Origin of the sequence: Ciceribacter azotifigens, from assembly GCF_048159625.1 — a bacterium.
Lineage (GTDB): Bacteria > Pseudomonadota > Alphaproteobacteria > Rhizobiales > Rhizobiaceae > Allorhizobium > Allorhizobium azotifigens.
Genome location: NZ_JBLQTA010000001.1, coordinates 47,757 through 74,679 on the forward strand (window position 1 = coordinate 47,757; position 26,923 = coordinate 74,679).

Here is a 26,923-nt window from a genome sequence, read left to right on the forward strand (position 1 = left end):
ACGAAACGCATGAGCTTCCTGACTCTGACCCACATCCAGAAGTCTTTCGGGCCTGTCAAAGTCGTGCACGACTTCAACATGTCGATCGACAAGGGCGAGTTCGTCTCCTTCCTCGGCCCGTCGGGCTGCGGCAAGACGACGATCCTGCGCATGGTCGCCGGCTTCGAGACGCCGACCGGCGGCACGATCACCATCGACGGCCGCGACCAGGCGAGCCTCAAGCCCAACCAGCGCAACATCGGCATGGTCTTCCAGGCCTATGCGCTGTTCCCCAACATGAACGTCTTCGACAACGTCGCCTTCGGCCTGAAAATCCACGGCATGGCCAAGGCCGACATCGAGAAGCGCGTGAAGGAGATGCTGGCGCTCATCCATCTCGAGCACCTAGCCGAGCGCTACCCTTACCAGCTCTCGGGCGGCCAGCAGCAGCGCATCGCGCTCGCCCGCGCGCTCGCACCGAAGCCGCAGGTGCTGCTCCTCGACGAGCCGCTCTCCGCACTCGACGCCAAGATCCGCGTCTCGCTGCGCGAGGAAATCCGCCAGATCCAGCAGCAGCTCGGCATCACAACGATCTTCGTCACCCATGACCAGGAGGAGGCGCTCTCGATCTCCGACCGCGTGGTGGTGATGAATGCCGGCCGCGCCGACCAGATCGGCACGCCCTTCGAGATCTACAACAAGCCGACGACCCGTTTCGTCGCCTCCTTCGTCGGAACGCTGAACGTCATCGACGCCGTCGTCGCCGATCCCGCGACCTCCACCGTGCGCATCGGCGAAGAGGTGGTCACGCTGAAGGAATCGATGTCCGCGAACAAGGCCGGCGCGACCGTCCAGCTCGCGCTGCGGCCGGAAGCAGCCTCGCTCGGCGAGCGGCCGAACGGCAACCTCTCGCTCACGGGCCGCGTCGTCTCCAGCCACTTCCTCGGCTCGGTCATCCGCACCGGCGTCGACGTCGGCGGCAACGTCATCTCCTTCGACAGCTTCAACGATCCGGGCGTCAAGCCGCCGGCCGTCGGGGAAACGGTCGCGCTGCGCCTCGACGCCGGCGATCTCTTGCTGCTTCGCGATTGATTTACCGCCGCGGACGGCGAAAGCCGCCCGCGCCAGTTTCCCGCCAGCTTCGGTTTCTATGACTCCCCTGCCAAGGGGATCTGCGCCATGAGCATGAACGGGAATGACCGGTCTCAAGCCGACCGGTTCAGGGAAGAGTTTCTCCGCTGGAAACGCGGCTCGGTCACGCGGCGGCATTTTCTCGGCGTCACCGGTCTCGGTCTCGCCGCAGTGACGCTGGGCGGCACGTCCCTTGCGCCCGGCCGCGTCTTCGGGGGCGATCTCGGCCGCCGCGTCACGCTCGCGACCTGGCCGAACTATCACGATCCCGCCTCCTTCGAAGCCTTTACCGCGGCGACCGGCGTCGCGGTGGAGGTCAAGGCTTACGGTTCCAACGAGGACATGTACGCCGCAGTGCGCTCCGGCGCCCTCCGCTGCGATCTCTGCGTCCCGACCAATTACGCGATCCCGAACTACGTGGCGCGCGAACTGCTGGACGAGCTCGATCTCAGCCGCATCCGCAACTTCGACGCATTGGCGGTCGACAGCCGCTTCGCCGCCGCCGGAACGGTCGCCGGCAGGACCTATGCCCTGCCGAAGAACTGGGGCACCACCGGCATTGCCGTCAACACCGGCGGTATCGGCAGCCCCGTCGCCGGCTGGAAAGACTTCTTCGACGTCGCGCAGACGGAGGCCAGCGGCCGCACGATCATCCACGACTATCAACTCACGGCGGTCGGCAGTGCGCTGGTCGCGCTCGGCTGTTCTTTCAACTCGGTCGACCCGCAGGAACTCGCCAGGGCCGAGGAGCTGCTCGTCCGGGTGAAGCCGCATCTCTACGCGATCGACAGCGACTATCAGGCGGCGATGCGGTCGGAAGATGCCTGGCTCAGCATGTGCTGGACCAACGATGCTGCACAGCTTCACCGCGACCTGCCGGAGATCGAATACGTCATCGGATCCGACGGGGGCGAGCTCTGGTGCGATTTCTATGCGATCCCCACAAGCGCCCCGCACAAGGCGGCCGCCTACGCGCTGCTGGACTTCCTCCTCGATCCGGCGGTGGCCGTGCGGGAACACATCGCCAACGGCGCGCCGACCACCGACAGCCGCGTGCTGGCGTTGCTGCCGGAGGAGGTGACGTCGAACCGCATCGTCTATCCGGAGGCGGCCGCGCTCACCTCGCTCGAATTCGGCGCCGCCGTCACCATGTTCGACACCGGGCGCAACGAGGTGATGGCGCGCTTCAGGGCTGCCTGACGCTTTCCCGATCACGGATTTCCGTTTACGGCCAATAGCTTGCCGCAAGAACCGGAATCATTTCGCCATACTCTTGAAGCGTGGCCGGGGATACCGCCGCCGCGGCGATTTCGAATCCGAAATCAACCGCTTGCCGGCGGGCATTGAATCAAAGTCTCGGCGTCTCAGGCGGCGTCGTCCGACCGCTCGTTAGCCTTCGATGGCACGTAATTGAGCACCGGCCCGAGCCAGCGTTCGACCTCGGAAACTGCCATCCCCTTGCGCGCGGCATAGTCCTCGACCTGGTCCCGCTCCACCTTGGCCACGCCGAAATAGTAGCTTTCCGGATGCGCGACGTAGAGGCCGGAAACCGAGGAGCCCGGCCACATGGCATAGCTTTCGGTGAGCTCGACGCCGGTCGCGGCCTCGGCGTCCAGGAGGTCGAACAGCGTCCGCTTCTCGGTGTGGTCGGGCTGGGCGGGATAGCCGGGTGCCGGACGGATGCCGGCATAGGCCTCGCCGATCAGGTCCTCGTTCGTCAGGGTCTCGTCCGCCGCATAGCCCCAGAACTCGCGCCGCACGCGCTCGTGCAGCCGCTCGGCGAAGGCTTCCGCCAGACGGTCGGCGAGCGCCTTGACGAGGATCGAGGAATAGTCGTCGTTCGCCCGCTCGAAGCGCTCGGCAATCGCGATCTCCTCGAAGCCCGCCGTCACCACGAAGCCGCCGACATAGTCCTGAACCCCGCTTGCCGCCGGCGCGACGAAGTCGGAAAGGGCGACGTTCGGGCGCCCCTCCCGCTTCGAAACCTGCTGGCGGAGTGTATGGAACGTCGCAAGCGCCTCGCTCCGGCTCTCGTCGGTGAAGAGGCGGATGTCGTCGCCGACGGCATTCGCCGGCCAGAAACCGATCACAGCGCGCGGGCGGAACCAGCCTTCCGCGACGATCTTGTCCAGCATCTCCCGCGCATCGGCGAAGAGCTGGCGCGCCGCCTCCCCCTGGCTCTCGTCTTCGAGGATCGCCGGGTAGCGCCCCTTGAGCTCCCAGGTCTGGAAGAAGGGCGTCCAGTCGATGTAGTCGACGAGTTCCGCGACGTCATAGTGGTCGAAGACCTTCGTGCCGAGGAAGCTCGGCTTCGCTGGCCGGTAATTCTCCCAGTCGGGTTTCATCGCGTTCTCGCGGGCGCGGGCGAGCGGTAGCCGCTGCTTCTCGCGCTCGGAGCGCGCATGCGCTTCCGCGACCTTCTGGTATTCGGCGCGGACCGTCTCGACATAGCCGTCCTTCGCCTCCGGCGACAGCAGCGCCGAGACGACGCCGACGGCCCGGCTCGCATCGGTTACGTAGACCGCCTGCCCACGCTTGTATTGCGGGCTCACCTTGACGGCCGTGTGGACGCGGCTCGTCGTCGCTCCGCCGATCAGCAGCGGAATGTCGAAGCCGTCCCGCTCCATCTCGGAGGCGACATGCACCATCTCATCGAGCGAGGGAGTGATGAGGCCGGACAGTCCGATGATGTCGACCTTCTCGGCGCGCGCGGTTTCGAGGATCTTCGAGGCCGGCACCATGACGCCGAGATCGATGATCTCGTAATTGTTGCAGGCGAGCACGACGCCGACGATGTTCTTGCCGATGTCGTGGACGTCGCCCTTGACCGTCGCCATCAGCACCTTGCCGGCGCTCTCACGCCCGCTGCCGCCGTTCGCCGCCTTCTCCGCTTCCATGTACGGCAGCAGCACCGCGACCGCCTGCTTCATCACACGGGCGGATTTCACCACCTGCGGCAGGAACATCTTGCCGGCGCCGAAGAGATCGCCGACCACGTTCATGCCCGCCATCAGCGGCCCCTCGATGACGTGCAGCGGACGTTCGGCGGCAAGGCGCGCCTCTTCCGTATCCGCCTCGATGAAATCGGTGATCCCGTTGACGAGTGCATGTTCCAGCCGCTTCTCGACCGGCCATTCGCGCCAGGCGAGATCCTGTGCCTTCGCCTCCTTGCCGGCCGCGCCGCGGAAGCGTTCGGCGACAGTCAGCAGCCGCTCCGTCGCGTCGCTGCGGCGGTTGAGCACCACGTCCTCGCAGGCCTCCTTCAGCTCGGGATCGATGCTTTCGTAGACCGCGAGCTGGCCGGTATTGACGATGCCCATGTCCATACCCGCCTGGATGGCGTGGTAGAGGAAGACGGCGTGCATCGCCTCGCGCACCGGCTCGTTGCCGCGGAAGGAGAAGGAGAGGTTGGAAACGCCGCCTGAGATGTGCACGAGCGGCATCTTCTCGCGGATGGTGCGGGCCGCCTCGATGAAGTCGACGCCGTAATTGTCGTGCTCCTCGATACCGGTGGCGACGGCGAAGATATTCGGGTCGAAGATGATGTCTTCCGGCTGGAAGCCCGCCTCTTCGGTGAGCAGCCTGTAGGCCCGCTCGCAGATTGCGACCTTGCGGGCATAGGTATCCGCCTGCCCTTGCTCGTCGAAGGCCATGACCACGACGGCCGCGCCGTAGTTGCGGACGAGCCGCGCCTGGGCGAGGAAGTTTTCCTCACCCTCCTTGAGCGAGATCGAGTTCACCACGGCCTTGCCCTGCACGCATTTGAGACCGGCCTCGATGATCGCGAACTTGGAACTGTCGATCATCACCGGCACACGGGCGATGTCCGGCTCGGCGGCGATCAGGTTCAGGAACTCGACCATCGCCCCTTCGGAATCGATGAGGCCCTCGTCCATGTTGACGTCGATGATCTGGGCGCCGTTCTCGACCTGGTCGCGGGCGACGGACAGCGCTGCCGCATAATCGCCGGCGGTGATCTGCTTGCGGAATTTCGCCGAGCCGGTGACGTTCGTGCGCTCGCCGACATTGACGAAGGGAATGTCCTTCGTCAGCACGAAGGGTTCGAGCCCGGAGAGCGACATGAAGGGCCGGTGCTCGGGAACCTGCCGCGGTGCCGTGCCTGCGACCGCCTCGGCGATCGCCCGGATGTGCTCGGGCGTCGATCCGCAACAGCCGCCGACGACGTTGACGAGCCCCTCGCGCGCAAACGCCGCGACTTGGCGGGCCATGTCGTCGGGGCTCTCATCGTACTGCCCGAACTCGTTCGGCAGCCCGGCATTCGGATAGGCGCAGATGAAGGTGTCGGCGACGCCCGAAAGCTCCTGCAGGTGCGGCCGCATGGCGTCCGCCCCGAGCGCGCAGTTGAGCCCGATGGTGAACGGCCGGGCGTGGCGGACGGAGTACCAGAAGGCGGAAGGCGTCTGGCCGGACAGCGTGCGGCCGGAAAGGTCGGTGATCGTTCCGGAGATCATCACCGGCAGGCGGATGCCCTTCTCCGCGAAGCGTTCCTCGCAGGCGAAGATCGCCGCCTTGGCGTTCAGCGTGTCGAAGATCGTCTCGATCAGGATGATGTCGGCGCCGCCGTCGATCAGCCCGTCGACCTGCTCGCCATAGGCAAGCCGCAGGTCATCGAACCGGACGGCGCGGTAGCCCGGATTGTTGACGTCCGGCGAGATCGAGGCGGTGCGGTTGGTCGGCCCGATCGCACCTGCGACGAAACGGCGACGGCCGTCCTCGCGCTCCGCACGGATCGCTGCACGCCGCGCCACCCGCGCGCCTTCGCGGTTGAGGTCGTAGACCGCCCCTTCCATCCGGTAGTCCGCCTGCGCGATGCGGGTCGAGGAAAAGGTGTTGGTCTCGAGGATGTCCGCGCCGGCCTTGGCGTAGCGATAGTGGATTTCCTCGATCGCATCCGGCTGGGAGAGCGTCAGCAGGTCGTTGTTGCCCTGCTGGTGACAGGCGCAGCCGATGAAGCGCTCGCCGCGGAAATCGTCCTCGCCGAAACCGAGCTGCTGGATCTGCGTGCCCATCGCGCCGTCGATGACCAGGATGCGTTCGCGCGCCGCCTTGGCGAGCGCCGCCGAAATCTCCGCCCCGTCGCGCCTGACGACGTCCGTATCAAACAATGTGTCGAGCATGGCGCACTCCCTATTCCGATCGCGACATCCGCAAATCACATAAAGATATGTTTATGTCAACATGCGTTTATCTTCTGCCCGCAGATAGGGCAACTTCCGATGGGACAGCAAGTTCCCGTGATGACACGGCCGCGGCGGGCCGATATAGGATTCAACCGATTAGATGCGCTGAGGAGGATGCCATGCCCGAAACCGCCAAGCATACGGGTCTCGCCTATCGCTGGGCCGATCGGCCCTATCACCGCAAATGGCTTCTCGATCGGGCAGGCGAGCTCTTCGACTTCTTCCAGTTCGCGAGCACCAATCCGAAGGGCGGCTTTTTCGACCTGAAGCGCGATGGCACGCCGCTCGTCGCCGGCAATCCGGTCCGCGGCATCCACGCCGCCGCCCGCATGGTCCACTGCTTTGCGATCGGCGATCTGCTCGGCCGGCCCGGCTCGGCCGATGTCATCGACCACGGCATGCAGTTCCTCTGGAACCGCCACCGCGACCGAAAGCATGGCGGCTATTTCTGGCAGGTCGACGACAACGGCCCCGTCGACGCCAGCAAGCAGGGCTACGGCCACGCCTTCGTGCTGCTTGCCGCCTCCTCCGCCAAGGTGGCCGGCCATCCGCTCGCCGAAGCCATGCTCGATGACGTCACCGAGATCCTCCAGACCCGCTTCTGGGAGGAAGCCCACGGGGCGATCGCCGAGGAATTTGCCGCCGACTGGTCGCCGGTCCCCGGCTATCGCGGCCAGAATTCCAACATGCACCTCACCGAGGCGCTGATGGCCGCGTTCGAGGCGACCGGCGAACGCCACTATCTCGACAAGGCCGAGCGGATCGCCGATCTCGTCATCCGCCGTCGCGCCAGCGAATGCGGCTGGCGGGTACCGGAGCATTTCGACGAGAACTGGCAGCTCGACCGCGACTATCGGGGCAACGAGATGTTCCGTCCCTCCGGCACCACGCCCGGCCACTGGCTCGAATGGGCCCGCCTGGTCCTCCAGCTCTGGGTGCTTGGCGGCAGGCGCCACGACTGGATGCCGGAGGCCGCCCGCGGCCTGTTCTTCCAGTCGATGTCGCTTGGCTGGGACCGCACGCACGGCGGCTTCTTCTACACGCTCGACTGGGAGAATGCGCCCGCCCGCCGTTCAAAGCTCTGGTGGCCGCTCTGCGAGGGCGCCGGCGCCGCCCACTATCTCGCCGAACACCTGCCGAGCGACTTCCACGAGGAGAGCTACCGCCGCATCTGGAGCTTCATCGCCCGCCACAGCCTCGACCGCACCCACGGCGGCTGGTTCGAGGAACTGACCGAGGACCTGGTCCCCGCGACCACCATCTTCCCCGGCAAGGGCGACATCTACCACGCGCTGCAGGCCTGCCTGATCCCGCTCTTCCCGGCAACCGCGAGCCTCACCCGGGTGATTTCCGAAACCGGCGGCCCGGCCTTGGAGGCTTGAGACCCGAGGATCCAGACCCGATGCCAGCCCCTCACTCCTGCCGCGGCTCGACGAGGCTGCCGTCGCTCAGCGTGTCGCTCGGATGCAGGATCACCACGTCGCCGGGCTCGAGCCCGGAGAGGACCTCGGCATGTTCGTCGTTCATGTGGCCGATGCCGACCTCCGTCTGGCGGGCGCGCCCGTCGCGGATGACGAAGAGGTTCCAGTTGCGCCCGTCGCGGAAGAGCGCGCTCAGCGGCACCTGCAGCACGTCCTCGCCTTCCCATAGTGTCAGCCGCGCATAGACGCGGAAATTGTGCCCGAGCCGCGGGTCGCTCTCCTGCAGGTCGAGCACGAGATTGACCCGCTGCTCCTCGATCCCGAGCGCCGAGACCTTGGTGAAACCCGCCGGGTCGACACGCCGCACGACCGCCGGCAGCGCCCGGTCGCCGCCCCAGTCGACGATCTCCGCCTTCGCACCGGGCGCGATCCGCACCGCGTCGGAGGAGAGCAGATCGACCGCCACTTCGAGGTCGGACGGGTCGCCGATCTCGGCGATTTTGGTGCCGGTCGCGACCGGCTGCTCGCTTTTTGCGAAGACCGTCAGCACCACCCCGTCCACCGGCGCCGTCACGTAGACGCAACAGCCGCCGCCCTTGTCAGTCGGAGCCGAGGCGGGCTGGACAAGGCGTGCCTCGGCGCTCGCAAGCTCGGCCTTGCGAAGCTCGATCGCCGCGCCTGCCGAGGCGAGCTGCGCCTCCAGCACCTCGACGTCGGTGCGTGCCTTCTGCAGCTGGCTCTCGGCGATATAACGGGTCCGGGCAAGCTGGACGGCGCGTTCGAGATTGTCGCGCGCGAAATCGAGGTCGGACTTGATCCGTCGGTAGTCGGTCTCCGCCATCGACACGGCGGCGCGCGCGGCGTCGCGTGCGGCGGCGAGTTCCGCCTCGCTGCGGCGGTCGATCAGCGGCGGGTCGAGCGGATGGATCGCCGCCACCAGCGTCACGTCCGCCTTCACCCGGTCGCCCTCGTCGAGCACCGTGCGGGCGAGATGGCCGGCGATCGGCGCCGAGACGGCATAGACGTCGCGCACCCGCGTGATCCCCTCCTGCGAGATCGTCACCCGGAGCGGCCCGCGCTCGGCCACGCCGGTGTCGACCGGCTGCGGCTTTTCCCGGAGCGCATAGGCAAATCCCGCGATGATCGCGGCGACGACCAGCAGCAAGCCCGCCCGTTTCAGCCATTTGGACCACATGCACCTTACTCCCTGGACTTCAGCACGCTCACGAGGTCGAGCCTGTCGATGCGCCGGCGGACGATCAGCGCCGAGACCAGCGACGCGCCCATGACGACGAGGCTCGCGATCGCGAACGTCTGCGAATTGACGACGAAGGGAACACGAAAGAGGTCGCTGGCGAGCCCTTCGATCACCAGCCTCGAAAACACGTAGCCGAGCAGCCAGCCGAAGGGCTGCGCGACGAGCACGACGACGGAGAGCTCGGTGAGCAGCACGCTCGAAACCTCCGTCCGCGTGAAACCGAGCACGCGCAGGCTCGCGAGTTCCCGCGCCCGCTCAGACAACTGGATGCGGGCGGAATTGTAGATGAGCCCGAAGGCGACGATGACCGCGAGCGTCGTATAGACCGCCGTCATCGTCGCGATGTTCTTCTCGATCGTCGCCCGGAACTGCTGCCGCGAGAGCCCGATCAACATGATGTAGGCGACCGCCGGCGTGTTCTTCACGCTGTCGTAGAGCGCCTCCTTCAGCACCGGATCGACCGAGATCCGCGCACCGGAAATCCGCCGCCCGTCGCCGATCAGCCGGTCGAGCGCGTCGATGCGCATATAGGCATCGATGCCGACGAGGCTCTGCACGATGCCGGTCACCGGCACGTCGATCCGGCGATGATCCTTCTCGACCAGTTCCACCTCCACCATGTCGCCGACCTTCAGCTCCAGCGCTTCGGCGACGCGGCCGATGACGAGAAGCCCCGAGGACGGCGGTTCGAGCGGCCGCATCTCCGCATCCATGATCCGCCCGAGCTCGCCGCCCTCCGGCATGCCGAGGATGGCGAGGTCCTTCTCGTGGTTCTTGTTGCGCAGCTTGACGGCGATCGACCGGAAGGGTTCGGCCCGCGTCACCCCCGGCATGTGCCGGATAGCATCGAGGGCGGCCGGCGCGCGCTCGCGGTCGAGCCTCAGCGTCGCGTCCTGCCGCTCCATGCGGAAGAAGATCTGGTCCACCATGTAGTCGACCGAATCCGACGAGAACATCGCCACCACCAGCAGCGCCACCGAAAGCGCGACCCCGAGCGAGGTGAGCAGCGAGCGCACCGGCGTGCGGATGATCTGCCTGACCGCCATGATCGTCAGTTGCGAGAACAGCTTCGAACTCAGCTGCCGGCGGAAGAGCGAGCGGAAGCGCACCGGCGCCGGCGGTTTCATCGCCACCGCGGCCGGCAGCACGATCACCGACCAGATCGCCTTGCCGGCACCGACGACCGCGGCGGCGACGCTCACGCCGCCCGAGATCGCGTAGAGATCGACGCTCTCGCGGAAGATCAGGAACGGAAACGAGAAGAATTCCGCATAGAGCCGCGTCAGCCCGCGGCCGATCCAGTTGCCGGCACCGAAGCCGATCACCACACCGATTAGCGCAATCACGATGGTGAGCTTGGCATAGTGCCAGGCGACCTCGAAATCGCGGTAGCCGAGCGCCTTCAGGAGCCCGATCTGCTCGCGCTCCAGCGTGATCAGCCGCGTCAGGATCATGTTGACGAGGAAGGCCGCGACGAAGAGGAAGATCGGCGGAATGATCGCCGCCATCGCCTCCAGCTGGATGAGCTCGTTGTCGAGGAAGGTGTGCGAGATCTGGTCCTTGCGCAGATACGTGCCCTGCCCGCCGTAAGGATCGAGCAGGTCGTCGATTGCGCTGACGAGATCGTCGGTGTCGGCGCCACGCAACACCGTCAGCGAGGCGTCGTTGAAGGCGCCGTCCATGTCCATGACGCCCTCGAGTGCCGTGCGGGTCATGTAGAAGACGCCGAAGCGGCGCGGATCGGGCACCATGTCGCCGGGGCCGATCGTGTAGATGTATTCCGGCGAGAGCACGATGCCGGTCACCGTCAGCGTCTGCTTGCGGCCGTTCATGATCGCGTCGAAGGTACTGCCCTGCGTCAGCCGGTGGGCCAACGCGAAGCTTTCGAGCACCGCCGCCTCGTGCGGACGGTCGGGCTCTGGCAGCCGGCCGCTGCGGATATAAAGCCGGTTCACCGCCGGCTGGCCGCTGTCGGGGATCGAGACGGCGACGCCGGTCGCGGGCTCGGCCATGCCGGGCATGTCGAGCAGCACGTAGTCGACGATCCTCAAGTCGACGCCGCCCACACCCTCAAGCGCCGCGATGCGTTCCTTCAGGTGGAGCGGTGCCCGGTTCGCCGTGACGAAGAGATTGCCGAACCGGTAGCGCTCGTAGAAGACCGCGCGCGTCTCTTCGAGCGACCGGTAGGCGCCGACCGCAAGGATGATCGTCATCACGCCGCAGGCCATGACCAGCGCGACCGCCAGCACCTGGGCCCAGAGCCTCAGGATGTCACGGAAGAGCTTGCGGTCGAGCATCGACATTGACGTCACCAGACCACGGAGGACGGCGGCAGGCGCTCGGTATTGATCACCGTCTCGGATATCCGCCCGTCATGGAAGGTGAGCACCCGGTGGGCGATCTGCCGGATCGCGGCATTGTGGGTGATGATCGCCGTCGTCGTCTTCAGTTCCTCGTTGATCCGGCAGAGCGCTTCGAGCACCAGGATGCCGGTCTTCGAATCGAGCGCCCCCGTCGGCTCGTCGCACAGCAGCACTTCCGGCCGCTTGGCGATCGCCCGGGCGATCGCCACCCGCTGCTGTTCGCCGCCGGAAAGCTGTGCCGGGAAATGGTCCATCCGCTGCTTCAGCCCGACCATCTCCAGCGCCTCGCCGGGCTTCATCGGATTGCGCGATATCTCGGTCACGAGCGCGACGTTCTCCCAGGCGGTCAGGCTCGGGATCAGGTTGTAGAACTGGAAGACGAAGCCGACATGGTCGCGGCGGTAGAGCGTCAACTGCCGCTCGGAGAGGCTCGTCAGCTCGTGGTCGGCGAAGCGGACCCGGCCCGAGGTCGCCTGGTCGAGCCCGCCCATGATGTTGAGAATCGTCGACTTGCCGCTGCCCGACGGCCCGAGCATGACGACGATTTCGCCGCCTTCGAGCGTGAGGTTGATGCCGCGCAAGGCCTGCACCTCCACGTCGCCCGTCCGGTACGACTTGGTGACGTTTTCAACGAGGAAGAGCGGTTCGGCCATTGGCTCACCTTACAGCATGTGGCGCGACCATAAAGCAGGGCGTCAGGCCCCGCGTTGACAAAAGTCAACGGAAGATCGCCCACCGGCCCGCCGGCAAGCCTCGCACCAGTTTCGCGACCTAGCACCTTCTTGCAGAAAACACTGTTTGTGGGCATACTCGCGGACCGCGAATGCAGCCCTGTCGTGCAGACTGATCATGAGGATCTGTGATGGCGTATGATTGGAGTGGCGTGCGTACCCGGCGTATCCGGAGACTGAAACTGGCGGCGATCACCATGGTCGGCCTTTTCATCATCTCGGCCCCTGTGCTGGCCTTTTCCTGACAATTCGAAAACCCCGGCCGCCAATGGCGGCGGTGCCGCTTGTCCCTTTTCCCCGTCCTGACGGGGGTGAGGAGTGGTCGGCGATGCCGGGCGATCGATCCGGTGAATCGATTGCGGCGACGAACGCACCCACCTCCCCCTTGAGGGGGGAGGTCGCGCGCAACGCGCGGGTGGGGTGACGACGTCACGGATCACCCCACCCCGGACCTGCGGTCCGACCCTCCCCGCGCAAGCGGGGCGAGGGAACGGCTGACGCCAGTGTCGCTTGTCCCTTCTCTCCGCAAGCGGGGGTGAGGCGCGGTTCGCGAAGCGAAGCAATCGATCCAGGTAACCTATTACAGCAACGAACGCCCTGAACCATGCGAAGGGTGGGGGCCGGCAGGCGGATGAGGGGCGATCCTGCGGGGGGGGACGCACCCATCCACCGTCATGCCGGGCTCGACCCGGCATCCAGCCGCGCGATATCCATCGCGCGGGGAGACTTTTTCGCCTCCTTCTAAATGCATTCTTTCGGCTCGCCGACGCTCGCCGGCTGGATGCCGGATCAAGTCCGGCATGACGGAGGCGATGGATGCCTAACCGATCTCCCCCCTTGAGGGGGAGATGTCACCGAAGGTGACAGAGGGGTGAGCGGCCCCACTGCGGGGTCTCAACAAAAATTCCCCAACGAAATCAATCCCCACCCCCCATTTTCATTCACCCCCTTCCGACCTGTCGTAGAATCACCCTGTTCCGCCATCGGATACACCGGGCCATGCGAAGTCCGGCGAGGCGGGGCCGGCGCCGGGGTCGACGACTGTCGCAGGTAAAAAACCCCGGCCGCTGCAACGGTCTCCCCCCGCGGGAGGCGGAAGGCGAAGACGGTCCGGACCGGCTCGCCCTCACCGCCGTGAATGCGGGCGTGCCTCGGAGGCACACAGACAGGCGCCCGGGAGCTTGAAAAAGCCCCCCGGCGAAAAGACGGCGGGGTGGAACGAGCCGGCGCAAATGCCGCTCCTCCATCTGCCGGCGAGGGTCAGGCCGGACGGTACCATCCGGCGGGAACCTCCCGGGTCACCGGCCAGGTTCGAGCGAATGTCCTTCACCGGATGCGCGCTTCGAGCCGATCCGCGCCCGGCCGATGTCGAAACTTGAAGTTCCGGCAAAGGCGCCGCCTGCCAGAGAGACGCATGCAGCGGGCAAGAACGCCGAACGGGGCGCCGCGAGGAGCCAGATATTCATACTCTGACAGGCCCCCCGCGGCGCCGCGTCCGAGACTGAGGTGACCGACCCGGAGGGAGACATCCCGACCGGCGGCGAAGCCTGAGCGGTTTTTGACAAGCTGACAAAGACACCGATGGTGGCGAGCCGTTGCGATGTTGGCGGGAAGTGCGCGGCAAAGGGAGATGACGGCGGCAGGAAACAGAAATGGTGGGCCCGGAGGGACTCGAACCCCCAACCAAGCGGTTATGAGCCGCCGGCTCTGACCATTGAGCTACAGGCCCGGCGCCAGGCGCCGCCGGCGGCAATGGTCCCCGCCGGCAAGGTCCCGCTCTAACGCAATTCGGTGGAGGCGACAAGCCATTGCCGCAATGGCTACACAATCGATCGCCATCACGCTATGCGAAGGGACCGATCAACCAAAGGATTAGACGATGACGAGCCGTATCCTGCCTTCCCTCGCATTCGCGGCGCTCGCCTGCGCCGCCACCCTCTCCCCCGCCGCCGCTTTCGCCGAAGAGGAAAAGCTGCGCGAAGCCACCATCGTCGTCTCCGGCGAGGGCGAGGCGAAACTGGCCCCGGATCTTGCGGTCCTCTCGCTCAGCGTCCTACGCGAGGCGCCGACCGCGGCCGAGGCGCTCGCCGCCAACACCGAGGCGATGGGCAAGGTCATCGCCGAGCTGAAGGCCGGCGGCATCGAGGCGCGCGACCTGCAGACCAGCGATTTCTCGGTCATGCCGCGCTACCGCGACCGCAACGACGACGAACAGATCCGCGAGCCGGAAATCATCGGCTATGCGGTGACCAACGGGCTCACGGTGCGCGTGCGCGACCTCGGCAAGCTCGGCGCGATCATCGACCAGTCGGTGCGGCTCGGCGTCAACCAGGGCGGCAGCATCGTCTTCACCAACGACAAGCCGGATGCCGCAATCAGCGAGGCCCGCAAGGCAGCCGCCGCCGAGGCGATCGCCAAGGCAAAGACGCTCGCCGAAGCCACCGGCGTGACGCTCGGCCGCGTGGTCGAGATCAGCGAGAACTTTGCCCGCCCGATGCCGCAGCCGGTATTCCGCGCGGCGATGGAGAAGGACATGATGGCAGGAGCGCCGGCACCGATCGAGGCCGGCGAAAACAGCTACAGCGTGACGGTCAACATCACCTACGCGATCAAGCAGTAAGCCGAAAAAATGCGAACGGCCGCCCCTGCCCGGACCTGATCCGGGGCAGGAGCGGCCGGCGCCCCCAGCAGTGCGGGCGCGATCAGTAGCGGATGATCGGGCAGCCGCGCACGTTGGCGAAGACCATCCGGTCGCGTTCGCCGTAGCGATAACCGGCGACGACCACCTTGCGCGGCGTCACGCGCTGGACGCGGGCGTGGCGCAGGCCGTTCCAGCGGGCCTTTTCCACCGCACGACCGGGATTGCAGGGCCGGTACTGGCGCCGCTCGTAGCGCTCATGGCGTTCGTACCGGCGGTAGGGATCTTCCCAGCCGCGGCGCTCGCCCGGATAGTAGCCGGGTTCGCCGACATAGATGCCGACGCCGAAATCCGCGCCTGCTGCGGCGGAACCGGCCGTCGCAGAAACCGCGCCGAGGGCGATGAGGGCCGCGAGGCCTGCCTTTGCGAGAATGTTGCGCATGTCTTCCTCCTTGGTCAGTGGCGTGGAACCGTTGTTCCGTTTGCCTTGTCGATTGGGAGGACATTAGCCGCGCCGGGCTGAACGCCGTCAGAACCCGCCGTTCACGTGCCGTTCATCGGCAGGATCGCCGGGAATCAGGGCGAAAGATGCAAGACGACCGAGCGCCGGTGCGGCCGGTCGCGGTGCTCGAAGAGATAGATGCCCTGCCAGGTGCCGAGGAGCAGGCGGCCGGTGTTGACCGGCACGGTGAGCGAGACCGGCGTCAAAGCCGCCTTGATATGCGCCGGCATGTCGTCCGGCCCCTCGCTGTCGTGGGTCACCCAGCGCATCGAGGGATCGTCGGCCGGCGGCACCAGGCGGCGCAGGAAGCGCGTGAGGTCGTCCTGCACGGAAGGGTCGGCGTTTTCCTGGATCAACAGCGAGCAGGAGGTGTGGCGGACGAAGAGCGTCAGCAGGCCCTCGCCGCCGTGGCCGGAGACGAAGCGGCGCGCCTCGTCGGTGAACTCGTAGAGCCCCTGCCCCGACGTCGCGATGGTGAGAATGGTCTGCGGCATGTTCGCCTCCCTCTTCGGCCGGCACGGATGCATTTGACATTCGATGCCTCGCCGCCGCAAGGTCCGCGGCGACCGTCACGTCCAGCAGAGGAGCATGCCATGACCACGGATACCAGCCTGATCGACGAACTCGAGGCGCAGGAAAAGGCGCTGGTCTTTGCGGCTTTCGACGAGACGGTGGCCTACGAGATCGGCGAGCGGCTGGTCCGGGCGGCAAGGCAGGACGAGGCCCCGGTGGTGATCGATATCCGCACGCCCGACCGCACCCTCTTCCATGCCGCCCTGCCCGGCTCGTCGCCCGACAACGATCATTGGGCGCGGCGCAAGAGCAATGTGACACTCAGGCTCCACAAGTCGTCGATGCGCGTCGGCGAGAGTTACCGCCTCAAGGGCCGCACGCTCGGCCCCGACCACGGCTTCGATCCGCTCGACTACGCCTCTCACGGCGGCAGCTTCCCGGTCCGCGTCACCGGCACCGGGGTCGTGGCTGCGATCACCGTCTCCGGCCTCGCCTCGGCGGAAGATCACGCGATGATCGTCAAGGTTCTCGAAGAATACCTGCGGTGAGCGGCGTCAGAGCGGCGTCGCGCAGTAGAGGCTGATCCTCTGGAACGGGCCGCCGTCACGCTCGAAGACGAAGACCGCCGGCAGGGAAACCCGTGCCTTCGCCGGCTCGTCCTCACCGGGCGCCGCCCTGGTGACGGCCGAAAGCGTCACCTCGGCCGCGCCGCGGAGATCTGCTTCGCTGGTCATCACCACGACGTCGGAAAAGCGGATATCGCGGCCGAGCACGAAGGCCGCAAGCGTGTTGCGGATCGAATCGGCGCCGATCACGCGGCTGCCGTCCGGCATGTCGAGTGCCGCATCGTCATCGATGAGCCCCATCAGGGCCTCGAAATCGCGGCGGTTGAGCGCCGCAAGGCTCGCATCGATCTGGCTCTTGAGGCGCATCTTTCTTCTCCCCGCTTCCTCCACCCGTCCCGAGCAGTTAGCGCGCGATCGTCATCGCGGCAAGGGGTGGCGGCGTTTCAGGCCTCCGGCGGCAGCAGCACGGTGGCGGCCGCCTGGACCACCGCCTCCGTGATGCCGCGGATCGCCGGCTGCACCGAGCGGCTCCAGTGCCAGTAGAGCGGCACGTCGTAAGGCGCATCCGCGACGAGCTGCACCAGCCTGCCTTCGGCGATCAGGTCGCGCACCAGCACCTCCGGGTTCATGCCCCAGCCGATGCCGGCGAGCGTCGCGTCGATGAAGGCTTCCGACGAGGGAAGCCAGTGGGTCGGCGTGGCGACCGCCTCGCCGAAGACCTTCCCGATCCAGCGCGCCTGCAGCATGTCCTTGGCGTTGAACGTGAGGCATGGCGCGGCAGCGAGTGCCTCAGGTGTCACGCCCCCCGGAAACCAGCGGCGGGCGAATGCCGGGCTCGCCGTCGCGAGATAGCGCAGCGCCCCGAGCGGACGACTGTCGCAGCCCTGCACCGCGCCGCTGTCGCCGGTGACCGCCGCACGCACCTCGCCACGCCGCAGCCATGCGGCGCTGTGGTCCTGGTCGTCCAGCACAAGGTCGAACAGGCAGTCGTCGACCGCCGCCATGGCCGGTACGAACCATGTCGCCAGGCTGTCGGCATTGACGGCGATGCGGATGCTCGGACGTTCGGCCGAGATCGGGCCGACGCCGATCTCCTCGCGCAGGCTGTATTCGAGCAGCGCCACCTCCTCCACGTGGCGGAAGAGTTTCTGACCGGCCGGCGTCGCCGTGCAGGGCTGGCCGCGGACGACAAGCACGAGGCCGAGACGCTCCTCGAGGAGTTTTATCCGCTGCGACACGGCCGAAGGCGTCAGGCCGAGGAGGCGTGCCGCCTTCTCGAAGCTCCCGGCGCGCAGGACGGTTGCGAGCGCATCGAGCAGCGCGTAGTCCATCATTGATGAATTTTCCTTACCCAGATGCCATATATTTAATTTTCCTAATCGCCAGCCGCGGCGTAGTCAAAGACCATTTCTGGCAGAGAGGTCCGATGACGACAGCAGCAATCTCCGGCTTCTTCCTCGGCCTCAGCCTGATCGTCGCGATCGGCGCCCAGAACGCCTTCGTGCTCAGGCAGGGGCTGAGGCGCGAGCACGTCTTCTGGATCTGCCTGACCTGTGCCGCCTCCGATGCCGTTTTGATTGCGGCCGGCGTCTCCGGCTTCCGCGCCACGACCGGTGCCCTGCCCTGGCTCGAACCGGCGCTGCGTTTCGGCGGCGTCGCCTTTCTCGGCTTTTACGGCCTGAAAAGCCTGCGCGCGGCAATTGCCGGTAACGCCGCCCTCGACCCCTCCGCCACCGAGGCGCAGAGCCTTGCGGCGGCGCTTGCGACCTGCCTTGCGCTCACCTGGCTCAATCCGCACGTCTATCTCGATACGGTGGTGCTGCTCGGTTCGATCTCGACGCAATATCCGGGCCGGGAGACCGCCTTCGGGATCGGTGCGGCCATCGGCTCCTTCCTGTTCTTCTTTTCGCTCGGATACGGCGCGCGCCTGCTGCGTCCCCTCTTCGCGCGGCCCGCCGCATGGCGCCTCCTGGACGGCGTAATCGCACTCGTCATGTGGACGATCGCCGGCCGCCTCGCGTTTGCCGGATAGCGCGCGCCTTCAGAACACCGGAAAGCCCCGGCTCTTCCACTCGCTGCGCGGGATTTCCTTGCCGACGGCGAAGGCGAAGGAGCGCACGGTCATTGCGTTGGCGTCGAGCTCGCAGCGGAAGCGCAGCTCGTACCAGCGCGCACTCGCCCGGAAGGCGGCGTTGCGGACGTCGAGCACCGTCCCGGTCTTCAGCGCGAAGGACGGCAGAAGTTCAGGCCGGTAAGGCGGCGAAGCGCGGCGAAGCTGCTCGCGCAGTTCGGTCACGCAGAGCTCGGCGGCGCGCTCGTCCCGCGGCATGTCGCCCATCGCCGTCTTCGCAACGGGGTTGTCGGTGATCGCGGTGGAGAAGAGCTTCTTCACCTCCGGAAGATCGTTCGGCACGTCCGCCTCGGTCGGCGTATTCGGCTTCGCTTCGGTCTTCGGCGGGCTCTCCGGCGCGGCCTCCTCCAGCGCGGCGATCGTTTCGGCGGCAAGGTCGCCGGCGCCTGGCTTCGCCGTCTCGTCCGCCATGTCGGCTTTCGGAAGATCAATCTTCGGCTGCGGCTTCGCCCCGGCCGCAGGCTCCTTCTTTTCCGCCGTTTCGGTAGGAGGCTTGGGCTCGAGCTTCGGCTTTTCCTCGGGAGGCTTTGCCGCCGGTTCCTCGGCGGCGTTGCCGTCGCGCGCTTCACGCGGGCCGCTGTCCTTCTCGCCGAAGGCGAAGACCGGGCGCAGCGTCGGGATCGGCACGCGACCGCCCGGCGGCTGCCCCTCCGCGGCGACAGGAGGCGGCTCCGCCTTCTTTTCCTCCTGCTTCGGCGGCGGTGGTGGCGGTTCTTCCTTCTTTTCCTCTTTCGGAGGCGGTGGAGGCTCTTCTTTCTTCTCTTCCTTGGGAGGCGGCGGCGGCTCCGGCTTCTTCTCCTCCGGCGGCGGCACGATCTCGACGCTGACGCTCTCCTCCGTCTGCGGCGCGGGCATCTCGAAGGGCAGATCGAGGAAGAGGACGGCGGCAAAGACGAGATGCAGCGCGACGGAGGCCGGTATGCCCCATCGGAGACTGTTGCTGCTGCGCGGCCTCGGCGTCTCGTCGTTCATGGGGAGCATGTAAGTCGGAAAGGAGACGGGATAAAGTCCGCATGACCGGCGGTTGAAGAGAAATGCGCGCCGTTACCCGCGAGCAACGAGGTGTCGCGGATTGTAGGGCGGTGCCGGTCAGGGCTGAAGCCCAACCGCGACATAGAAACAAGGAGACCGGCGAGATTGCTCTCGCCGGCCCTTCGTCTTTTATCCGGGTGACAGGTATCAGCTGTCCAGGAAGCTTCTGAGCTTGCGGCTCCGGCTCGGGTGCTTGAGCTTGCGGAGCGCCTTGGCCTCGATCTGGCGAATACGTTCGCGGGTGACCGAGAACTGCTGGCCGACTTCTTCGAGCGTGTGGTCGGTGTTCATGCCGATGCCGAAGCGCATGCGCAGAACGCGTTCCTCGCGCGGGGTGAGCGAGGCGAGGACACGGGTCGTCGTCTCCCTGAGGTTCGCCTGGATGGCGGCGTCGATCGGCAGGAGCGCGTTCTTGTCCTCGATGAAATCGCCGAGATGCGAATCTTCTTCGTCGCCCACCGGGGTTTCGAGCGAGATCGGCTCCTTGGCGATCTTCAGGACCTTGCGGACCTTTTCGAGCGGCATTGCGAGCTTTTCGGCCAGTTCTTCCGGCGTCGGCTCGCGGCCGATCTCGTGCAGCATCTGGCGCGAGGTACGGACGATCTTGTTGATCGTCTCGATCATGTGCACCGGAATGCGGATCGTGCGGGCCTGGTCGGCGATCGAGCGGGTGATCGCCTGCCGGATCCACCAGGTGGCATAGGTCGAGAACTTGTAGCCGCGGCGATACTCGAACTTGTCGACCGCCTTCATCAGGCCGATATTGCCTTCCTGAATGAGGTCGAGGAACTGCAGGCCGCGGTTCGTGTACTTCTTGGCAATCGAGATCACGAGACGGAGGTTCGCCTCGACCATCTCCTTCTTGGCGATGCGCGCTTCGCGTTCGCCCTTCTGCACCATGTGCACGATGCGGCGGAATTCCGAAATCGAGATACCGGTTTCCTGGGCGAGGTTCTGGATCTCGCCGCGGATGTCGCGGATCGTCTGGTTTTCCTCGCGGGCGAATTCCTTCCAGCCGCGCGCCGCCAGATTGCCGATCGACTTCATCCAGTTCGGGTCGAGTTCCGCACCCTGATACTGTTCGAGGAAGGCCTCGCGCTTGACGCCATAGGATTCGGCGAGACGCAGCAGCCGGCCTTCATTCTGCACGAGGCGCTTGTTGATGTCGTAGAGCTGTTCGACCAGCGCATCGATGCGGTTCTGGTTGAGCGACAGCGACTTCACCGCCGTGATCAGTTGGTCCTTGAGTTCCTTGTAGCGGCGTTCCTGGCCCGACGACAGCGTTCCGGCGCAGGCGAGACGCGCCTCCACCTGCTGGTCCTGCAGCTTCCGGAGCTTCTTGTAAGTGTCGGCGATGAGGTCGAGGGTTTCCATGACCTGCGGACGCAGCTCAGCTTCCATCGCCGCCAGCGACAGGTTGCTCTCGTCCTCGTCTTCTTCCTCTTCCTCCGGCGGCAGGCCTTCGCCGCCGACATTGGTGATGTCGTCTTCGCTCGACGAGCGGCTGCGCCTCGCCTTTTCCTTCTCTTCCGCCGCCTTGCGGTCGGCCTCGATCTTTTCCGGGCTCTGGAACTGCGGGGCAGCCTTGGCCTCGGGACCGGAATAGGTGGTTTCGAGATCGATGATCTCGCGCAGCAGCGTCGTGCCTTCGTTCAGCTCGTCACGCCAGATGATCAGCGCCTGGAAGGTGAGCGGGCTTTCGCAGAGGCCCGCGATCATCGTCTCGCGGCCGGCCTCGATGCGCTTGGCGATCGCGATTTCACCCTCGCGCGAGAGAAGCTCGACCGAGCCCATTTCGCGCAGGTACATGCGCACGGGGTCGTCCGTGCGGTCGGTCGGCTCTTTCTTCTTGGCGGTTGCGAGCGCGGTGCCGGCGGTCGGCGCCAGTTCGCCGCCTTCCTCTGCATCGTCGCCGTCATCGTCGTCGGAAGCGGCTTCTTCGGCTTCCTCGTCCTCGATGACGTTGATGCCCATGTCCGAAAGCATGGACATGGTGTCTTCGATCTGTTCCGAGGTGACTTCTTCCGAGGGCAGCACCGAGTTCAGCTCGTCCATGGTGACGTAGCCGCGCTTCTTCGCCGCCTTGATCATTTTCTTGACCGCGTCGTCGGAAAGGTCGAGAAGCGGACCGTCCGTCGAAACGTCGCGTTCGCTGTCGGCTTCTTCGTTTTCTTTGACTTTGGTTGCCATTTATCTCGTCGCTTTCCCTGACGCTGTCATTACCACGTGATGCCACACGGACAGGCTCGAACGGGGCCATGTCCGCCGCGAATCACAGTCACTGACCTAACGGAATGATCTTTAATCCCCGATTAACTACGGGAGTACCAACGGCCATGCCGCACACTTGCGCTTTCGAATGACCGCACATGGTAATATAGATCCGCCCTGATCCAATTCACCTACAAATGCCTATTCTGGTGATTCCCACAAATTTTCCCGGCGTCAAGCTCTACAGGCGTCAATACCCAGGAAAATTGGAGAAAAACCACGGCTACGAGCCATCATCCTTGTTTGTTACCGCAGATGTAGGATCGAAACCGCGGAAGACAAGGGGGAAAGCCGCCCTCGCCGAAGTTTCCGCCGACGGCTAGTGGTGCCCCGTCGCCGCACCCTTCACCCGCCCCGACATCACGCCGAAACCGTCGACGATCGCTTCCTGGTTCTCCATGCGGGTGATCTCGAGCTGTACCTGATGCAGCGCGCCGATCAGCTGGTCGATGCGCCCCGCATCCTCGGCCTCCGTGGCGTCCGCGATCTCGCGCTCGAGTTCGAGCCGCTGCTTCTTCAACGCCCGCGCCCGCTTGTGCAGCGACAGGGCCTGCCGATAGCCTTCGCGCGCATCCTCGCCGGCGGCGATCTCGGTCGCCGTCCAAAGCCGCGCATTGCGGATCTGCTGGTCGAGGCTGCGGATGAGCTCGGAAAAGCCCTGCTCGTCCAGCTTCGCCGTCAGGTGGTCGCGGTCGAGATGCGCGCCGGCCCCCGCCGCCGCGGTCAGGAGCGCCGACCAGAGCCGCTGCAGGTCGCGGTTCTCGTATTCGATATGGGCGACCTCGTCGTAATCGTCCTGCAGGATCTGCGGATGGTTGACGACGGTGAGCGCCAGCACGCTCTCGCGAAGCGTCGGCTGGTCGGACCGGCCCTTGACCATACCCGAGCGCGCCAGGCGATCGGAAACGGCCGCGCCGCGCTGGCCGTAGCCCTGACCGGGAGCCCCGCCCCTGCCCTGTCCCTGTCGCTGCCCGCGCTCGAAACCGCCGCGGCGGTCGCCGCGTCCTGCCGGCGCGCCCGACTGGAAGAAGGCGTTGAGGCGGTCGCGGACGTCTTGCTGGTAGTGGCGCCTGACGCTCTCGTCGGCGATGACGGCGATCACCTGCTTCAGCCGTGCCTCGAGCTCGGCGCGCTTTTCCGGCGTATCGAACCCGCCGCCCCCGGCCTCGCGCCGCCACACCATCTCGGCGAGCGGGCGCGCCTCGGAAAGCACCTTGTCGAAGGGCGCGCGGCCCTCGTGCTTGACGAGGTCGTCCGGGTCCTTGCCGTCCGGAAGCAGGGCGAAACGGACCGAGCGGCCGGGTTTGAGATGCGGAAGGGCGAGATCGACGGCGCGGAAAGCGGCCCGCTGGCCCGCACCGTCGCCGTCGAAGCAGAGCACCGGAACCGGCGTCATCTTCCACATGAGGTCGAGCTGGTTTTCCGTGAGCGCCGTACCGAGCGGCGCGACAGCGTTCGCCACACCTGCCTGGGCGAGCGCGATGACGTCCATGTAGCCTTCCACCGCGATGATGGTATCGGCACCGCCCGCACCCTGGATCGACCGTCGCGCGCGGGAAAAGTTGTAGAGCACGTTGCCCTTGTGGAAGAGCTCCGTATCCGGCGAGTTCATGTACTTCGCCAGCGCATCCGGCGCCATCGCGCGGCCGCCGAAGGCGATGACCTTGTCGCGCGACGACAGGATCGGAAACATGATGCGGTCGCGGAAATAGTCGTAGGAGACGGGAATGTCGTCGCCGTGGCGCACCAGTCCGCAGGCCTCGATCTGCTCCTTCGGCACGCCCTTGCCGGCGAGATATTCCTTGAGCGCGTTGCGGCTCTCCGGCGCGTAGCCGAGGCGGAAGGTCTCGATCGTACGACCGGAAAGGCCGCGCTCACGCAGATAGGCCCGCGCCCTGGCGCCGTTCGCCGTCTGCAACTGCTCCTGGAAGAAGACGGTCGCCATCTCCATGACGTCGAGGAGCGTCGTGCGCTCCTTCTCCCGCCGTTCGGCCTGCGGATCGGGCGCCGGCATCGGCACGCCCGCCATGTCGGCGACCTGCTGGACCGCCTCCGGGAAGCTCAGACCTTCAAGATCGGTGAGGAAGCGGAAATGGTCGCCGGTGACCCCGCAGCCGAAGCAGTGATAGCGCCCTTTGCGGTCCTCGCAGTGGAAGCTCGGCGACTTCTCCCCGTGGAAGGGGCAGCAGGCCCAGTAGTCGCCGCGCGAGACATTGGTCTTCTTCCGATCCCAGGATACGCGCCGGCCGATCACCGCCGAAATCGGCACGCGGTCGCGGATCTCGTCGAGAAAGGGTTGGGAAAAGCGCATGAATGTCCTCGGGGTCGATCCATCCATATAGGCCGCCCGCACGGCAAATACCATCGCGCCGACGATCCATACCCGTTATTCACAGCCGTTGACTGTACTTACGTTTGTATATACAATTTTGCCGACTTGGTCTTTGTTGGACATCTCGACGGCCAGAGAGTTCGTGAGGTGACCGGACGAAACCGAGTCCATCCTCTTTCGTCCTGAAGAAAGCGGCACCGATGGATGTCTCTCAAGCAGACTTCTCCCGCTTCGAATGGGACGAAGACAAGCGACTGAGGAATATAGAGAAACACGGAATTGATTTCGAAGACGCGGTACTGGCTTTGGCCTTGCCGCGGGTCGAGTATCCTTCCGACAGAAATGGAGAGAGACGCACGGTTGCGATTTGTCCGGATGACTTGCGCCTGGTCGCCGTGGTCTACACGATGAGGGGCGATATCTGCCGGATAATTTCAGCTCGCGTCGCACGACCAAATGAGCAACGAGAATATTACACGCGTTACCCGTGAGGACATACTGCGCAAGCGGGCAAGGGGCGAAAAGAGCCGCACCGACTGGAAACGCGTCGATGCCATGACCGACGAGGACATCGTCGCGGCCATGCGGGACGATCCCGACTGGCAGGACCTGATCGACATCGACTGGTCGAAGGCGGTCGCCGTGACCCCGCAACAGAAGACGGCGATATCGATCCGGCTGGACGAGGATATCGTCGATTTCTTCAAGGCGACCGGCAAGGGCTACCAGACGCGCATCAACGCGGTCCTTCGCCATTTCGTGACCGAGCAAAAACGCTCGAAGCGCTGAACGAAAAACTCCGCCCGGAGGCGGAGTCTCGTTAATCCATACCCGAAGGCAAAGCTTATTTCAGCAGATCCTTGACGACGCCGGAGGCCTTGGCGAAGTCCATCTGGCCGGGGTAGCGTTCTTTCAGCGCATTCATGCACTTGCCCATGTCGCGCAGGCCCTGTGCGCCGGTCTCCGTGATGACGGAGGCGCAGAGCTCGCGCACCTTTTCCTCCGGCAACTGCTCGGGCATGAAGCTCTTGATGACGCCGATTTCCTCGCGCTCCTGGGCGGCGAGTTCCGGACGTCCGTTCTCTTCGTAGATGCGGGCGGATTCGTCCCGCTGCTTGATCATCTTGACGAGGATCTGCATGATGTCGTCGTCGCTGACCGGGTCCTTGCCCAGTCCGCGATTGGCGATATCCCGATCCTTGATCGCAGCCTGGATCAGCCGCAACGTCGACGTCCGGCACGTATCCTTGGCCTTCAGGGCATCCTTGAGGGAATTGGCGAGCACATCTCGCATCATGATTATTCTCCGCGAAAAAGCCGTTGGGCCGGCAGGGTCGATTGTGGCTTTTCCTTGTCAATTGAACCGCACTAATAGCCAGTGACGCCCGCGCAGGCAAATCAATTAGACAAGCCGTTGAATCCGATGGACGTTAATTCCACGGTTTCCACAGTGAAGAATTGACCTGGCGGAGCGATCCGTCTATTTTCCGGCACCTGCACGAAAATGTAATCAGGGCTTCAAGCGCGCTTTGCCGCGCAGCCTCGATCTGCGACAGAAGATGGCCACTGTCAGCCGGTTCTTCAAGGGAACCGGGGGCAGACGGCTAAACAAGGAACGGAATATGACCGCGACAGCCCCATGGACCACCCGCAAGCCAACCGCCCTTCTCGTTCTCGCCGACGGAACCGTGATCGAAGGCCGTGGGATCGGCGCGACGGGCAAGGTGCAGGCTGAGGTTTGCTTCAACACTGCGCTCACCGGTTACGAGGAAATCCTGACCGATCCGTCGTATCTCGGCCAGATCGTCACCTTCACCTTCCCGCATGTCGGCAATGTCGGCACCAATGCGGAAGACATCGAGGACCTGACGCCGGCCGCCCGTCACGGCGCCGTCGGCGTGATCTTCAAGGCCGACATCACCGATCCTTCGAACTACCGCGCCGCCCAGCACCTCGACGCCTGGCTGAAGGCCCGCGGCATCATCGGCCTCTGCGGCGTCGACACGCGCGCGCTGACGGCCTGGATCCGCGAGAACGGTGCCCCGAACGCGGTGATCGCCCATGACCCGACCGGTGTCTTCGACCTCGAGACGCTGAAGGCGGAAGCGAAAGCCTGGAGCGGCCTCGAAGGCCTCGACCTCGCCAAGGTCGCGACCTCCGGCCAGTCTTCGGTCTGGACGGAAACGCCCTGGGTCTGGAACAAGGGCTTCGGCACGCTCGGCGCCGAAGATGCGAAATACCACGTCGTCTGCGTCGACTACGGCGTGAAGCGCAACATCCTGCGGCTCTTCGCCGGTCTGGACGCAAAGGTGACGGTGGTACCTGCGACGACCAGCGCCGAGGACATCCTTTCGCTCAATCCCGACGGCATCTTCCTCTCGAACGGCCCGGGAGACCCGGCCGCAACCGGCGTCTATGCCGTACGGGTCATCCGCAAGCTCATCGACAGCGGCCTGCCGGTCTTCGGCATCTGCCTCGGCCACCAGATGCTGGCGCTGGCACTCGGCGGCACGACCGAGAAGATGCACCAGGGCCACCACGGCGCCAACCATCCGGTCAAGGACTTCACCACCGGCAAGGTCGAGATCGTATCGATGAACCACGGTTTCGCGGTCGACTCGAAGTCGCTGCCGGAAGGCGTTGAGGAGACTCACGTTTCGCTCTTCGACGGCTCGAATTGCGGCCTGCGCCTCGTCGGCAAGCCGGTCTTTTCGGTCCAGCATCACCCGGAAGCCTCGCCCGGCCCGCAGGACAGCCACTATCTCTTCCGCCGCTTCATGAACATGGTGCGCGAGAGAAAGGGCGAGATGGCGCTCGCAGAGCGCTGATCGGACTCTCTTATTAGCGGATCATT

The 26,923-nt window shown here is 65.5% G+C and carries 21 protein-coding genes and 1 tRNA gene; 9 read left to right on the forward strand and 13 right to left on the reverse strand.

The window, feature by feature from the left end:
* The first annotated feature begins 9 nt into the window (after window positions 1-9).
* Both ACM6UT_RS00285 and ACM6UT_RS00290 read left to right on the forward strand, forming a co-directional pair.
* Window positions 10-1,071 carry an ABC transporter ATP-binding protein gene (locus ACM6UT_RS00285; protein WP_416795380.1) on the forward strand — a complete coding sequence of 354 codons (1,062 nt, stop codon included), beginning with the start codon at window positions 10-12 and terminating at the stop codon, window positions 1,069-1,071.
* Between the two features lie 87 nt (window positions 1,072-1,158).
* Complete coding sequence (locus ACM6UT_RS00290) at window positions 1,159-2,310, forward strand: ABC transporter substrate-binding protein (RefSeq protein ID WP_416795381.1); 1,152 nt, start codon at window positions 1,159-1,161, stop codon at window positions 2,308-2,310.
* Window positions 2,311-2,474: 164 nt separating this feature from the next.
* Here ACM6UT_RS00290 and metH read toward each other — a convergent pair whose 3' ends face one another.
* A complete protein-coding gene (metH, locus tag ACM6UT_RS00295) occupies window positions 2,475-6,248 on the reverse strand; it encodes a methionine synthase (RefSeq protein ID WP_416795382.1) in 3,774 nt (1,257 codons plus the stop codon).
* 182 nt (window positions 6,249-6,430) lie between these two features.
* Here metH and ACM6UT_RS00300 point away from each other — a divergent pair, with 182 nt between their 5' ends.
* The gene (locus tag ACM6UT_RS00300) at window positions 6,431-7,693 is read left to right on the forward strand and encodes an AGE family epimerase/isomerase (RefSeq protein ID WP_416795383.1); all 1,263 of its coding nucleotides are present in this window, start codon (window positions 6,431-6,433) and stop codon (window positions 7,691-7,693) included.
* 31 nt (window positions 7,694-7,724) lie between these two features.
* Here ACM6UT_RS00300 and ACM6UT_RS00305 read toward each other — a convergent pair whose 3' ends face one another.
* The 4 genes from ACM6UT_RS00305 to ACM6UT_RS00320 all read right to left on the reverse strand — a co-directional run bounded on the left by ACM6UT_RS00305 (window position 7,725) and on the right by ACM6UT_RS00320 (window position 13,813).
* A complete protein-coding gene (locus ACM6UT_RS00305; protein ID WP_416795384.1) occupies window positions 7,725-8,927 on the reverse strand; it encodes an efflux RND transporter periplasmic adaptor subunit in 1,203 nt (400 codons plus the stop codon).
* A gap of 5 nt (window positions 8,928-8,932) precedes the next feature.
* On the reverse strand, window positions 8,933-11,293 hold the full coding sequence (locus ACM6UT_RS00310; RefSeq protein WP_416795385.1) for an ABC transporter permease: 2,361 nt from the start codon (window positions 11,291-11,293) through the stop codon (window positions 8,933-8,935).
* 5 nt (window positions 11,294-11,298) lie between these two features.
* Window positions 11,299-12,006, reverse strand: a complete 708-nt coding sequence (locus ACM6UT_RS00315) for an ABC transporter ATP-binding protein (RefSeq protein ID WP_416795386.1) — start codon at window positions 12,004-12,006, stop codon at window positions 11,299-11,301.
* A 1,731-nt stretch (window positions 12,007-13,737) separates the two neighbouring features.
* Window positions 13,738-13,813 (reverse strand) — tRNA-Ile (locus tag ACM6UT_RS00320).
* Between the two features lie 150 nt (window positions 13,814-13,963).
* Here ACM6UT_RS00320 and ACM6UT_RS00325 point away from each other — a divergent pair.
* Window positions 13,964-14,704 carry an SIMPL domain-containing protein gene (locus ACM6UT_RS00325; RefSeq protein WP_416795387.1) on the forward strand — a complete coding sequence of 247 codons (741 nt, stop codon included), beginning with the start codon at window positions 13,964-13,966 and terminating at the stop codon, window positions 14,702-14,704.
* An 82-nt stretch (window positions 14,705-14,786) separates the two neighbouring features.
* Here the strand turns inward: ACM6UT_RS00325 and ACM6UT_RS00330 are convergent, their stop codons facing one another.
* Together ACM6UT_RS00330 and ACM6UT_RS00335 are read right to left on the reverse strand one after the other, a co-directional pair.
* Window positions 14,787-15,164 carry a hypothetical protein gene (locus tag ACM6UT_RS00330; RefSeq protein WP_416795388.1) on the reverse strand — a complete coding sequence of 126 codons (378 nt, stop codon included), beginning with the start codon at window positions 15,162-15,164 and terminating at the stop codon, window positions 14,787-14,789.
* A gap of 134 nt (window positions 15,165-15,298) precedes the next feature.
* Window positions 15,299-15,718: a secondary thiamine-phosphate synthase enzyme YjbQ gene (locus ACM6UT_RS00335; RefSeq protein ID WP_416795389.1), complete on the reverse strand. Its 420-nt coding sequence runs from the start codon at window positions 15,716-15,718 to the stop codon at window positions 15,299-15,301.
* 99 nt (window positions 15,719-15,817) lie between these two features.
* Here ACM6UT_RS00335 and ACM6UT_RS00340 point away from each other — a divergent pair, with 99 nt between their 5' ends.
* Window positions 15,818-16,285, forward strand: coding sequence for a heme-degrading domain-containing protein (locus ACM6UT_RS00340; protein ID WP_416795390.1), 468 nt, complete (start codon window positions 15,818-15,820; stop codon window positions 16,283-16,285).
* A gap of 6 nt (window positions 16,286-16,291) precedes the next feature.
* Here the strand turns inward: ACM6UT_RS00340 and ACM6UT_RS00345 are convergent, their stop codons facing one another.
* The gene (locus tag ACM6UT_RS00345; RefSeq protein ID WP_416795391.1) at window positions 16,292-16,669 is read right to left on the reverse strand and encodes a YybH family protein; all 378 of its coding nucleotides are present in this window, start codon (window positions 16,667-16,669) and stop codon (window positions 16,292-16,294) included.
* A gap of 77 nt (window positions 16,670-16,746) precedes the next feature.
* Window positions 16,747-17,637, reverse strand: a complete 891-nt coding sequence (locus ACM6UT_RS00350; RefSeq protein WP_416795392.1) for a LysR family transcriptional regulator ArgP — start codon at window positions 17,635-17,637, stop codon at window positions 16,747-16,749.
* Between the two features lie 92 nt (window positions 17,638-17,729).
* Between ACM6UT_RS00350 and ACM6UT_RS00355 the strand changes: the two genes are divergently transcribed.
* Window positions 17,730-18,335 (forward strand): LysE/ArgO family amino acid transporter, encoded by a 606-nt coding sequence (locus tag ACM6UT_RS00355; RefSeq protein WP_416795393.1) that lies wholly within the window; start codon window positions 17,730-17,732, stop codon window positions 18,333-18,335.
* 9 nt (window positions 18,336-18,344) lie between these two features.
* Here the strand turns inward: ACM6UT_RS00355 and ACM6UT_RS00360 are convergent, their stop codons facing one another.
* The 3 genes from ACM6UT_RS00360 to dnaG all read right to left on the reverse strand — a co-directional run bounded on the left by ACM6UT_RS00360 (window position 18,345) and on the right by dnaG (window position 24,048).
* A complete protein-coding gene (locus ACM6UT_RS00360; RefSeq protein ID WP_416795394.1) occupies window positions 18,345-19,406 on the reverse strand; it encodes a DUF930 domain-containing protein in 1,062 nt (353 codons plus the stop codon).
* A gap of 207 nt (window positions 19,407-19,613) precedes the next feature.
* Window positions 19,614-21,656, reverse strand: a complete 2,043-nt coding sequence (rpoD, locus tag ACM6UT_RS00365) for an RNA polymerase sigma factor RpoD (RefSeq protein WP_416795395.1) — start codon at window positions 21,654-21,656, stop codon at window positions 19,614-19,616.
* 400 nt (window positions 21,657-22,056) lie between these two features.
* Window positions 22,057-24,048: a DNA primase gene (gene dnaG, locus ACM6UT_RS00370; protein WP_416795396.1), complete on the reverse strand. Its 1,992-nt coding sequence runs from the start codon at window positions 24,046-24,048 to the stop codon at window positions 22,057-22,059.
* 221 nt (window positions 24,049-24,269) lie between these two features.
* Here dnaG and ACM6UT_RS00375 point away from each other — a divergent pair, with 221 nt between their 5' ends.
* Window positions 24,270-24,560 (forward strand): BrnT family toxin, encoded by a 291-nt coding sequence (locus ACM6UT_RS00375; RefSeq protein WP_416795397.1) that lies wholly within the window; start codon window positions 24,270-24,272, stop codon window positions 24,558-24,560.
* Window positions 24,526-24,858 carry a BrnA antitoxin family protein gene (locus tag ACM6UT_RS00380; RefSeq protein ID WP_416795398.1) on the forward strand — a complete coding sequence of 111 codons (333 nt, stop codon included), beginning with the start codon at window positions 24,526-24,528 and terminating at the stop codon, window positions 24,856-24,858. The genes ACM6UT_RS00375 and ACM6UT_RS00380 overlap by 35 nt, the downstream gene beginning before the upstream one ends.
* Window positions 24,859-24,913: 55 nt before the next feature.
* On the opposite strand, the gene ACM6UT_RS00385 is transcribed toward ACM6UT_RS00380, so the two are convergent.
* Window positions 24,914-25,363, reverse strand: coding sequence for a GatB/YqeY domain-containing protein (locus tag ACM6UT_RS00385; protein ID WP_416795858.1), 450 nt, complete (start codon window positions 25,361-25,363; stop codon window positions 24,914-24,916).
* Between the two features lie 328 nt (window positions 25,364-25,691).
* Between ACM6UT_RS00385 and carA the strand changes: the two genes are divergently transcribed.
* Window positions 25,692-26,897: a glutamine-hydrolyzing carbamoyl-phosphate synthase small subunit gene (carA, locus tag ACM6UT_RS00390; protein WP_416795399.1), complete on the forward strand. Its 1,206-nt coding sequence runs from the start codon at window positions 25,692-25,694 to the stop codon at window positions 26,895-26,897.
* Window positions 26,898-26,923: the final 26 nt, after the last annotated feature.

Bases quoted from the DNA above. Each gene is read 5' to 3' on its own strand.
- ACM6UT_RS00285 (WP_416795380.1), top strand. From the start codon at position 10: ATGAGCTTCCTGACTCTGACCCACATCCAGAAGTCTTTCGGGCCTGTC.
- ACM6UT_RS00290 (WP_416795381.1), top strand. From the start codon at position 1,159: ATGAGCATGAACGGGAATGACCGGTCTCAAGCCGACCGGTTCAGGGAA.
- metH (WP_416795382.1), bottom strand. From the start codon at position 6,248: ATGCTCGACACATTGTTTGATACGGACGTCGTCAGGCGCGACGGGGCG.
- ACM6UT_RS00300 (WP_416795383.1), top strand. From the start codon at position 6,431: ATGCCCGAAACCGCCAAGCATACGGGTCTCGCCTATCGCTGGGCCGAT.
- ACM6UT_RS00305 (WP_416795384.1), bottom strand. From the start codon at position 8,927: ATGTGGTCCAAATGGCTGAAACGGGCGGGCTTGCTGCTGGTCGTCGCC.
- ACM6UT_RS00310 (WP_416795385.1), bottom strand. From the start codon at position 11,293: ATGTCGATGCTCGACCGCAAGCTCTTCCGTGACATCCTGAGGCTCTGG.
- ACM6UT_RS00315 (WP_416795386.1), bottom strand. From the start codon at position 12,006: ATGGCCGAACCGCTCTTCCTCGTTGAAAACGTCACCAAGTCGTACCGG.
- ACM6UT_RS00325 (WP_416795387.1), top strand. From the start codon at position 13,964: ATGACGAGCCGTATCCTGCCTTCCCTCGCATTCGCGGCGCTCGCCTGC.
- ACM6UT_RS00330 (WP_416795388.1), bottom strand. From the start codon at position 15,164: ATGCGCAACATTCTCGCAAAGGCAGGCCTCGCGGCCCTCATCGCCCTC.
- ACM6UT_RS00335 (WP_416795389.1), bottom strand. From the start codon at position 15,718: ATGCCGCAGACCATTCTCACCATCGCGACGTCGGGGCAGGGGCTCTAC.
- ACM6UT_RS00340 (WP_416795390.1), top strand. From the start codon at position 15,818: ATGACCACGGATACCAGCCTGATCGACGAACTCGAGGCGCAGGAAAAG.
- ACM6UT_RS00345 (WP_416795391.1), bottom strand. From the start codon at position 16,669: ATGCGCCTCAAGAGCCAGATCGATGCGAGCCTTGCGGCGCTCAACCGC.
- ACM6UT_RS00350 (WP_416795392.1), bottom strand. From the start codon at position 17,637: ATGATGGACTACGCGCTGCTCGATGCGCTCGCAACCGTCCTGCGCGCC.
- ACM6UT_RS00355 (WP_416795393.1), top strand. From the start codon at position 17,730: ATGACGACAGCAGCAATCTCCGGCTTCTTCCTCGGCCTCAGCCTGATC.
- ACM6UT_RS00360 (WP_416795394.1), bottom strand. From the start codon at position 19,406: ATGAACGACGAGACGCCGAGGCCGCGCAGCAGCAACAGTCTCCGATGG.
- rpoD (WP_416795395.1), bottom strand. From the start codon at position 21,656: ATGGCAACCAAAGTCAAAGAAAACGAAGAAGCCGACAGCGAACGCGAC.
- dnaG (WP_416795396.1), bottom strand. From the start codon at position 24,048: ATGCGCTTTTCCCAACCCTTTCTCGACGAGATCCGCGACCGCGTGCCG.
- ACM6UT_RS00375 (WP_416795397.1), top strand. From the start codon at position 24,270: ATGGATGTCTCTCAAGCAGACTTCTCCCGCTTCGAATGGGACGAAGAC.
- ACM6UT_RS00380 (WP_416795398.1), top strand. From the start codon at position 24,526: ATGAGCAACGAGAATATTACACGCGTTACCCGTGAGGACATACTGCGC.
- ACM6UT_RS00385 (WP_416795858.1), bottom strand. From the start codon at position 25,363: ATGCGAGATGTGCTCGCCAATTCCCTCAAGGATGCCCTGAAGGCCAAG.
- carA (WP_416795399.1), top strand. From the start codon at position 25,692: ATGACCGCGACAGCCCCATGGACCACCCGCAAGCCAACCGCCCTTCTC.